Origin of the sequence: Mycobacterium sp. (assembly GCF_050701675.1) — a bacterium.
Lineage (GTDB): Bacteria > Actinomycetota > Actinomycetes > Mycobacteriales > Mycobacteriaceae > Mycobacterium.
Genome location: NZ_JBOGDD010000674.1, coordinates 1 through 9,870 on the forward strand (window position 1 = coordinate 1; position 9,870 = coordinate 9,870).

The window sequence follows — 9,870 nt, forward strand, 5'->3', positions numbered from 1 at the left end:
GAGCTTGTCCGTGGCGCGGTTGATCTCCGCTTCATTCTTGGAGGTAGCGGAGGCGCCGGTCGATTGTAGGGCGACGATATAGGAGGCGAGCATGTTGTCGAGCATGTAAAGCTTGCCCCGGTAGGCCGGATTGAACAAAGTGGACCAGCTATCTTGCGTTCCGCCAGTGCAATCCAAGTTGTAAAGCAACCCCGTGGTTCCCCACACCCACGGCACCGCATGAGCATTGCCCGGGTCGAAGTTGGGGTTGGCGAATCGCGCCTGGACGTTCCCCATACCCTTGATCCGGCTGGAATCGAGTTGTTCGACCAACCCTTGCTTGGCGAGCAATTGGACTGCGTACTGGCTCGGCTCGACGATGTCATAGCCGGAGTTCCCCGCCGCCAGCTTGGCGGTCATCGTCTCGTTGCTGTCGAAGGTGTCGACGGTGACGGTGATGCCGGTCTCCTTCTGGAATGCCTGCACGACGCTGTCCGGGAGTTCACCTGCCCAGGCGTAGACATTGAGTTGTTTCTGATCACCGGAGTCACCTCCGGAACACGAGGTCAACGCCACCGCGCACGTGATCGCCGCCAGGCACGCCATCAGCCGCGATGAGATCCTCTTCGAGGATGAAAGTTCCTTCACTGTATTGCCTTTCATGAGTGATGTTGTGCCGCTGCGGTCTAATCGCCGTCGCCGACGAGGATGGCTCGCATCTGCCGCAGACCGACGACGGCGATGACGATCACGGTTGCCAGAATGAGCATTGCGCCCAGGGCGTTGATCTCCGGTGTGATGCCTGTCTTGAGGAGGCTGTAAATGCGCAAGGGCATGGTGGTGGAGCCGACCCCGCTGGTGAAGGTCGAGATGACGATGTTGGAGAACGATGTCGTGAACGCGAGCAGGAACGCCGACAGCAGAGACGATCGGATCAGCGGCAGAAGGACGTATGCGAATGTCTGCCAGGCGGTGCACCCGAGATCCGCGGCGGCCTCCGATAGCGAGCTGTCGAGAGCACCGATCGCACCCATCAGGATCAAGGTCGTCAGAGGAAGGGTGATGACGATGTGTCCGAGCACGATGGACGACAGACCCAGCGGCAGATCGACCGACCGAAATACCGTCAACAGTGCGGCGCCGAGGACGATTTCGGGCAACACGAGGGGCAGAAGGACAGCGCCGAGAAAGAACGAGCGCCCCCTGACCCGGTAGCGCACGAGCGCAAACGCACTCAGAAATCCGACCACGGTTGCCACTGCGGCTGCTGCGACACCGACGCTGAGGCTGGTTTGTAACGTTCTCAGCAGCGCGCGGTCATGAAAGAGCACGCCGTACCACTTGGTGCCGAATCCGGTCCAGTGACCGGTCGTAGGTGAGTTGTTGAACGAGTACCCGATCACGGCGATGATCGGGACGTACAAGAAGACGAGTACCGCCCGCGCTACCCATGCCGTCAGCCGGTCCATCGAGCGCTCCTGCTGCGGGCCTTCAGCGCCGCAGCCGCGACAGCGAGGGAGATGAGCATGAGCGCCAGCACGATCATCGAAAGTGCCGCGCCCATGGGCTGATTGCGGAATTCGGTGTAGAGCGTGACGATGAGGTTGCCGACGAGAAGTTGTTTGCCGCCGCCGAGTAAGACGGGGATGACGAAGACTCCGAGTGTCGGCACGAAGGTGAGCAGGATGGCGCCGGCGATTCCGGTCGCGCTCAGTGGGGCAATGACCTTGAGGTGCGTGCGCCACCATCCGCATCCGAGGTCGGCGGCGGCTTCGCGCAGGGCGGGGTCGATGCCGCGCATCGATGCGTAGATCGGAAACACCGCCGTCGGGAGGAACGCGTAGAGCAGTGCAAGGAAGACGGCCGTCTGACTGGGTATGAGGGTGTCGGCACCGTCGAGACCGATGCCGCGCATCACGGCGACCACTGGTCCTCCGGACCCCAGGAGAGTCATCCAGGCGAACGTGCGCACCAGGAAGTCCGTCCAAAAAGGAATGATCAGTGCGAGCAAGATCAGCGGCTGCCGTCCTGCAGGTAGCGACACCACGTAGTACGAGACGAGGTATCCGACGGCCACGCAGAGAATGGAGTTGATCGCCGCAACGCCGAGACTGTAGACGAGTGTCTTGGCGTAGACGGGGTCGGCAAGATGGGCGTATTGGTCGAGTGTGAACCCCCCGCGGACGCCGCCATAACCGTCGGCGTTGGCAAAGCTGTTGCGCGCGATCAACACTAACGGGACGATCGCGAGGGCGAGAACCAGCAGCATGCCGGGCGTGAGAAGCGCCCAGGCAATCGGCGTCTGACCGGATCGAGTACGTTTCTTGGCCGCGGGCGGGTCAGTCGTGGTCATCGCCATCGTCACCTCCTGGATGTTGGCTGTTCACATTGTTGGCTGCAAAGGACGACGCGGCAGACGAAGCGGGTGCGAGATCAGTCGATCTGACGTTTCAGGCATGCGCATTTCGCAACCGGGTCCGAGGCTGTTCGATGCCGGCGTGCCCGTTCGGGGACTCGCGTCGCGTGTGGGTCGGGTTGCTCGTTCTCACCCGTCATGAGTGGCTGTCTTCACCGCGGCTGCATATGCCTACGTCAGTGGTGAAGTTCGGTCGGGCATCGGACTGGGCCTCAAATGTCTGACGGTTGCCAGCACGCGCGATCGTTGGCGCGGACGGCACTGACCTGAAAGCGTCGTGTCCGTGACGGTGGAGAGACGATGACGATTGAATCGCCGAGCTAGTTCGACGGGGATTCAGTGTGCCGCGCGAGCTTGTCGAAGTAACCTGTTCCCGCCCGTTCAGTGGCGAGCAATTCGCCACGCAATCGTTGGACGCGACTTGTCGGTGCGACGCGCAACACTGATGCCATGTCGAGAGAATTGCTCGCAGAGTTCACGGACTGGCCAACGAAAACCGTTCCTGCTAGTCCCCGTTGGTGCAGCCACACAAACGTCACTGGCGGGTCCGACGGTGCAGGATTTGCGCACGATTGAAGTGAAGACGTCGGCGTGTAACGCCGGCGTGACACATCGTTTCCATAGAGGTTGTGTTCGGGGCTGCGTCGTAGCGCATCCCGTTCTGGCAAGCGGATCCGGAATGCTAGACATGGCTAGGCGGAGGTCGCGTCCTCCAGTTGGACCGTCCCAAGAAATGGGTGATCGCCCTGCGTGTCGTGACCTTCAACATTCTGCACGGCCGAACCGTCGGCGACGTCGTCGATCCGATTCGGCTGCGGATGAGCATCCAACGACTGAACCCCGACATCCTGGCACTACAGGAGGTCGACATCGATCAGGAGCGCTCCGGCAGAGCCGATCTGACCGCTGTGGCCGCCGAGGCGATGGACGCCGTTGCCCACCGTTTCGTAGCCGCGATTTCGGGAACCCCAGGGGAAAGCTGGATCGCTGCGACGGGCGCCGAGCAACCCGGATCGGCAGCGTACGGAATCGCGCTGCTGTCCCGGTTTCCGGCTTCCAGCTGGCAGGTGGTGCGTCTGCCGCACATCCCCGCCCAGTTCCCGATGTATCTGCCCGTCCCGCAACGGGTCGTCGTCGTGAACGAAGAACCTCGGGCAGCCGTCCTAGCACGGCTGGAGACTCCACTCGGTCCGCTGACCGTGGCCAACACCCACCTGTCGTTCGTGCCCGGATGGAACCGGCGCCAGTTGCGCCGGATCGTCACCGAACTGCGGGGGCTCCCTGGACCGCACCTGTTACTCGGCGATCTGAATCTCACGTCCGCTGCTGCGCAGCGGTGGTCGGGCCTGCGCACTCTGGCGGCGGCGCCGACGTATCCCGCCCACCGCCCGCGGCGCCAAATCGACCACGTCCTCACCGATGACCCCGGGTTGACCGTCCGTCACTGGGAGACGCCGTCGATGGCCATCTCGGATCATCGGCCTCTGGTGGTCGACCTGGAGCGTCACTGACTGGTGTCAGAGACCGCGAAGCTTCTGGTACCACGTGCCGAGCAAGGAGTGTCGCAACGGCCACGTCGCCACGGTTTCGACCAGTTTCAAGGTGCTTCGCGCGATGGACTGCGGTACGTGGTCGGGATCCATGAGATCGTTCTCTCCGAACGGACCTTCGTCAGCAGACACCATCGTGTCGGTCAACTTTCGCAGCGAACGACCCGCACTGCGTAGCTCCTCGATGCCATGCCGGAATGCCCCGCGGCGCTCCACTTCATCGCGGAAGGCTCCGACGGAGACTCCCAGATGCTCGGCCACGAGACTGTCTCGGGTGCAGAGGATCTCACGCTCTACCTCCGCACAGTTCGCGAGCTCGGGATCCGCTTCGATCACGATGTCGCATTCGCTGTCGAAGCCCAGCGACCGGTTGTTGAAGTTCGAGGAGCCGATGCGAAGCAGCCGGCCGTCGACCACGATGACCTTCGAGTGCACGTACACCGACACCCCTTTGCCTGCCGCGGGCCAATAGACCCCCAACCGCCCGTGTAGGTCCGCCGTCCTGAGCAATCGGACGAGGCGTTCGCGAGCGCTGTCCATCGACTCCTGTTCCAGGCGGCTCTCGGAACTTCGCGGCAGGATGATCACCACTTCGGGCCCGTCCTGTTCCCGTAGACGCACAGCGATCGCTTCGGCGATGCTTCGCGACGCGAAGTACTGATTCTCCAGGTAGATGATGTCGCGCGCGGCGGCGATGGCAGCGAGATCCAGCTCCTCGATCTCTCGGACCTCCGTGCTGTGGGGCAACGCTGGAAGGGTGCGGGCCACCCCCACCTCGACGTTGCGCAGCGAGGGGCTGAGCCCTTCCGGCCACGCGGAGGCGAATGGCACGTCCTTCACCAGCTCTTGACCGGTCGCTGCTCGCCACCGTTCGTGGGCCTGCTGCGCGAGCAGCCGTGCGGCAGCTCCGTCGACCGCTGTGGCGACTTCGTGGCGTGGCCCATACGCATCGCCCGGGCCGTGCCTGCGCGGATCGACGGGAAGATGCGCGCGGGTGTCCCAGCGTCCGATCGTCAGATCGATACCGCCGCAGAAGGCCACGGCGTCATCGACGACCACGATCTTCTGGTGGTGCACCGCACCGGTGGGGTGCACTCCGTCGACCGCGAAATGCATTCTGGCCGAGGTGAACTGGTTTAGAAGGCGCACCGGGGCCACACCGAACCAGAACCCGTCGAATGCGGGCAGGAGGCGAAGATTCGACTTCAGCAGGTAGACGTTCAGTTCACGACGCTTCCACAGCAGCCAGTGCAGGAACGGCCCGAGGTTGTTGGGCCCTTCCAATGTCGTCTCTCCGCGCTCGAATGCCGTCCGGTAGTCCAGATCCCAGCCGATGACGACGATCCGATGGCGAGCATTCAGCATCGCCGCCTTGACGTGCCGCAGGTAATCGGCGCCGTCGACGATGGCGGCGTAGCGATTCGCCTGCGCCGAACGCCAGCAGGTCTCACCTGGCACGATCAGTGACTCGTTGCGTTGGTCCGTGCTGTCGCCGACCGGCTCATCGGTGTTCACGGCCGTTGACTCCTCCCCGGATGCCTCGGCGATTGGCGCGCCGAACACGCGGCAACAGACATCAACCAGCTGTGCGAGCTCGATGGCATCGTGACTGCACACGAGCTCACCACCAACGCGCGCGCACGGCAACCCAACTCTACGACAGACAACTCGCGCGGACCGCTCAACGCGTAGTCAGCACGGAACACCCCTGACAACGCGCTGAGTTAGCCGTCCTCGCGAACGAGCGCGACCGCGGCCGCCTCGATGGCCTCCTCCGACAGCAGCACGTGCAGAGCAGCGTCACCGAGCGGGATGAAGCTGTCTAGGCTGGCCACTCGATCTACCCGTCCGGTGTAGCCCTGCGCGAGCAGCGCGGCCAGCACCCCTTCGCCGACCCCGCCGGTGGCGCGGGTCTCGTCGACGATCAGCACGCGACCCGTCGCGATTGCCTCGCGCAGCATGTCCTTGAGCGGCAACGGCGCCAGCCACCGCAGGTCGACGACCCGGGTGCCGATGTCCATGCGCTCCATGTTGCGCGCCGCCCGCAGGCTCATCCGCAGCCCGTTTCCGAACGTGAGGATCGTGAGATCGGTTCCGTCACCGTAGGTTCGGGCCCGACCAATGGGCGCCGTCGGCTCAGCCGCCGGATCCGGATAGGCCGCCAGCCAACCCTCGTCGCCGTCCTCGTACAGGTCGCGGGTGTGGTAGAGCGCGATTGGTTCGAGGAAAACGCAGACGACACCTGCACCGGCTGCCGCCTCGACGCAGGCGTGCATCATGGCGGCCGTGTCGTCGGGCCGCGCCGGTGAGGCGATCACGATTCCTGGAATGTCACGGATCGCGGCGATCGAGTTGTCGTTGTGGAAGTGGCCGCCGAATCCCTTCTGGTAGGCGTAGCCGGCGACCCTGACGATCATGGGATTGCGGTACTGCCGATCGGAGAAGAACTGCAGGGTGGCGCCCTCGCCACGGATCTGGTCGGCCGCGTTGTGAAGGTACGCCAGGTACTGGATCTCCGGAATCGGCAGCAGCCCGGAGATCCCGGCTCCGAGCGCTAGCCCGAGGATGGACTGCTCGTCCAGCAGCGTGTCGAATACTCGCGCCGAACCGGTCTTGTTGAGCAGTCCGCGGGTCACGCCGTACACCCCGCCCTTGCGTGCGACGTCCTCCCCGAAGATCAGCGCCCCGGGGTGGCTGTGCAGGGTGTCGAGCAGCGCACGGTTGATCGCAAGGGCCACCGTCAGCGGGACGTCGTCGCCAACCGCCGCGGTTGGAACCGGCGAGGGGCGTGCCGAGATGGCGATGGCCTCGTCCATGGCGTCCTGCAGCGGAGACATGACGGTCCACGCATTGTCGAGTTGTTTGAGTTCGCCGACCTCCCGGGCCAGGTCGATGACCTCCGAACGTTTACCCTCGTACCGGTCGAGCACTTCGTCCCGGCTCAGATATCCCTGCTGGACAAGCATTCTCGCGGTGCACAGCACGGGGTCGCGCTCGAAGTCGGCAGTGACCTCATCGGGCTGGCGGTAGGCTGGCTCGTAGTCGGACCCTGCGTGACCCATCAGGCGCACCGTGCGCACGTGCAGAAACGCAGGCTTGCGGTGAGTGCGCACCCAGGACGCAGCAGCGCGCGAAACCCGCCACGTGTCCCCGACGTCGGACCCGTCGGCCGCGAAGTACTTCAGACCGTCGCGGTTGCCGTAGGTCCTCGCCACCCAGCCGCGGGGCGTCTTGACGCTGATGCCGATTCCGTTGTCCTCGCAGACGAACAACAGTGGCATGGGCATTCCCTGGTAGGCGGTGTGCAGCGCGGTGTTGATGGCGCCAACCGCGGTGGAGTGGTTCGCCGACGCGTCACCGAAGCTGCACACCGTCACCGCGTCGGCGGGCCACGGGCTGGCGACCCCCAGCTTCCTGGCCCTGGCGATCGAGAACGCCACGCCCACCGCGCGCGGCAGGTGCGATGCGATGGTCGAGGTCTGCGGAATGATGTTCAGATCCCTGCGGCCGAACACCTTGTGCCGTCCGCCGGAGATCGGTTCTTCGGTCGCGCCGACCAGACTGAGCAGGATGTCGCGGATGGGGTCGCTGCCGACCACCTGCGCAGCCCGCGCCAGGAAGAAGCCGCCGGAGCGGTAGTGCAGCAACGCCGGATCGGTGTGCCGCAGTGCCGCAGCGACGGCCGCGTTGCCCTCGTGCCCTGAAGAGCCGATCGTGTAGTAGCCCTTGCCCTCCGACCGCAGCCAACGCGCGGCGAGATCGAGATGGCGGCTGCCTAGTTGCGCGTCGAACAGGTCGAGGGTCGCCTGGCGGTCGAGCCCGTCGTGCGTTTCGGTCGGTCGTCCGGTCGGCTCACCCCCGATTCTCGCGGTGAAGTACTCGTCGATGGCCTCGGATTTGCGACTGCCCACTGATACCTCCTGGGTTAGCGGCTGTTCAGCGGAATGCGGCGGCGCCCGTCAGCGCCTGTCCGATGATCAGCGTGTGCATTTCGCTGGTGCCTTCGTAGGTCAGTACCGACTCGAGATTGTTGGCATGGCGCATGACTGGATACTCCGAGGTGATGCCGCTGGCGCCCAGGATGGTGCGGGCGGTGCGGGCGATGGTGAGCGACTCGCGAACGTTGTTGAGCTTGCCGAGGCTGACCTGTCGACCCGCCAGGTCGCCTGCGTCCTTGCGGCGGCCGAGATGAAGCGCCAGCAGGTAGCCCTTGCCGTACTCGAGGGTCATGTCGGCGAGTTTCTGCTGGGTGAGTTGGAATTCACCGATGGGCTTGCCGAACTGCGTGCGGAACCGCGAATAGCTCAACGCCGACTCTAGGCAGTCCCGCGCCGCGCCGAGTGCTCCGAACACGATGCCGAACCTGGCTTCGTTGAGGCACTTCAACGGCGCGCCGAGGCTGGTAGCTCCCGGCAGCCGGGCACCATCGGGTAGCCGAACGTCATCGAGCACCAGTTCGCTGGTGACCGACGCACGCAAGGACAACTTGGACGTGATCGTGTGTGCGGTGAAGCCTGGTGTGTCAGTGGGGACGGCGAAGCCGCGGACCCCCTCGTCGGTGCGGGCCCACACGATGGCCACGTCGGCGACCGACCCGTTGGTGATCCACATCTTGGTGCCGTTGAGGATCCAGTCGTCGCCGGACCGCGTTGCGCGGGTGCGCATTCCGGCGGGATCGGAGCCGTGGTCGGGTTCGGTGAGGCCGAAGCAGCCGATCTTGCGTCCAGCCGCCATCTCCGGCAGCCACTGCTCCTTCTGCTCGTCGCTGCCGAAGGAGTGCATGGCGAACATGGCCAGTGACCCCTGCACGCTGACAAGCGAGCGGATGCCGGAGTCGCCGGCTTCCAACTCCAGGCAGGCCAATCCGTACGCGACGGCCGAGGTTCCTGCGCAGCCATAGCCGTGTAGGTGCATACCGAGCAGTCCCAGCTCGCCGAGCTCGCAGGCGAGTTCGCGCACGGGAAGCTCGCCGTTCTCGTACCAGTCGGCGATGTCCGGTGCGATGCGGCCCTTCACCATTGCGCGGACGGTGTCGCGGATCTGGCGTTCCTCGTCGTCGAGCAGGGCGTCGACACCGACGAGTACATCGGGGTGAAGGGGTTCGGAATCGTGGCTCGTCACGTTGTCTCCAGTCTCGGGGTTGGGGGTTTTCAGCAGCAGCCGGAAGTGTGTGCGCCGACCGGGACGGCCGACCGGGGTTCTCGAACGACGTCCGAACCGCGCCATGACACCGCACGACTCGGCGGCGGCGTCTGTTCGCTCCGGGTCTTCACCAGCGGCACACCGTCGACCAGCACGGTAGCGATTCCGGGCAGATCGCCGAGCGCGAAGCACTCCAGCCCGTCACGTGCCGTTGATCCGGTGATCGGGCCGAGGACGACCAGGTCGGCGGGCATGCCCTCCGCGAGTACACCGGTGTTCAGCCCGTGCGCCCGTGCCGTCTGGCCGGTCGCGGCAGCGACCGCGGCGAGCGGATCGAGCCCGCACACCGATGCGAGGTAGCAGATGTTGCGCAGCATGCCTCGCGGAATCACGCCCGTGCCGCCCGGCGTGTCGGTGCCCAGCACGAGGCGGTCGAGCTTGTCACGCCGACTCAGTTGGTCAATGACGACCTTGGTCGCTCGGTAGTTGTTCGAACTGCACACCTCGAAGTAGCCGTCGGGCAATCCGGTGATGATCTCGGCGATGTCGGCGTCCGGCGCGGGAATTGGGCCACCCGAGATGTGCCCGACGACATCGGGTTCCACGGCCAGCACCACGTCGCTACCCGCGACCCGGCTGGATCCCGATCGCGAGACACCCCCCGAGTGCAGCTTCACGGTCATGCCGCGGTCGTGCGCCCAACCGACATAGCGCTGGGCCTCGCCGTCGCCCAATCGGTTCCAGTCGTAGAAGATGAACTTGCACTGGTCGATGCCCTCACGC

8 protein-coding genes are annotated in these 9,870 nt (G+C 64.9%); 1 reads left to right on the forward strand and 7 read right to left on the reverse strand.

What is annotated here, in order from left to right; translation table 11 throughout:
* The 3 genes from ACRDUX_RS20705 to ACRDUX_RS20715 all read right to left on the reverse strand — a co-directional run.
* The coding region (locus ACRDUX_RS20705) for an ABC transporter substrate-binding protein (protein WP_526416007.1) at positions 1-627 on the reverse strand (627 nt) is incomplete at its 3' end.
* 38 nt (positions 628-665) lie between these two features.
* Entirely contained in the window at positions 666-1,448 is a 783-nt protein-coding gene (locus tag ACRDUX_RS20710) for an ABC transporter permease (RefSeq protein ID WP_526416009.1), read from the reverse strand.
* The gene (locus tag ACRDUX_RS20715) at positions 1,436-2,332 is read right to left on the reverse strand and encodes an ABC transporter permease (protein ID WP_526416011.1); all 897 of its coding nucleotides are present in this window, start codon (positions 2,330-2,332) and stop codon (positions 1,436-1,438) included. The genes ACRDUX_RS20710 and ACRDUX_RS20715 overlap by 13 nt, the downstream gene beginning before the upstream one ends.
* A gap of 809 nt (positions 2,333-3,141) precedes the next feature.
* Between ACRDUX_RS20715 and ACRDUX_RS20720 the strand changes: the two genes are divergently transcribed.
* A complete protein-coding gene (locus tag ACRDUX_RS20720) occupies positions 3,142-3,906 on the forward strand; it encodes an endonuclease/exonuclease/phosphatase family protein (protein WP_526416021.1) in 765 nt (254 codons plus the stop codon).
* Positions 3,907-3,912: 6 nt separating this feature from the next.
* Here the strand turns inward: ACRDUX_RS20720 and ACRDUX_RS20725 are convergent, their stop codons facing one another.
* The 4 genes from ACRDUX_RS20725 to ACRDUX_RS20740 form a co-directional block, all read right to left on the reverse strand.
* A complete protein-coding gene (locus ACRDUX_RS20725) occupies positions 3,913-5,460 on the reverse strand; it encodes a phospholipase D-like domain-containing protein (protein WP_526416013.1) in 1,548 nt (515 codons plus the stop codon).
* A gap of 209 nt (positions 5,461-5,669) precedes the next feature.
* Positions 5,670-7,856, reverse strand: coding sequence for a thiamine pyrophosphate-dependent enzyme (locus ACRDUX_RS20730; protein WP_526416015.1), 2,187 nt, complete (start codon positions 7,854-7,856; stop codon positions 5,670-5,672).
* A 25-nt stretch (positions 7,857-7,881) separates the two neighbouring features.
* Positions 7,882-9,066 carry an acyl-CoA dehydrogenase family protein gene (locus tag ACRDUX_RS20735; RefSeq protein WP_526416017.1) on the reverse strand — a complete coding sequence of 395 codons (1,185 nt, stop codon included), beginning with the start codon at positions 9,064-9,066 and terminating at the stop codon, positions 7,882-7,884.
* A gap of 29 nt (positions 9,067-9,095) precedes the next feature.
* On the reverse strand, positions 9,096-9,870 hold a 775-nt coding region (locus tag ACRDUX_RS20740; RefSeq protein WP_526416019.1), incomplete at its 5' end, for an amidohydrolase family protein.

Excerpts from the sequence above, each read along its gene's own strand:
- ACRDUX_RS20710 (WP_526416009.1), bottom strand. The coding sequence starts at position 1,448 with ATGGACCGGCTGACGGCATGGGTAGCGCGGGCGGTACTCGTCTTCTTG.
- ACRDUX_RS20715 (WP_526416011.1), bottom strand. The coding sequence starts at position 2,332 with ATGACCACGACTGACCCGCCCGCGGCCAAGAAACGTACTCGATCCGGT.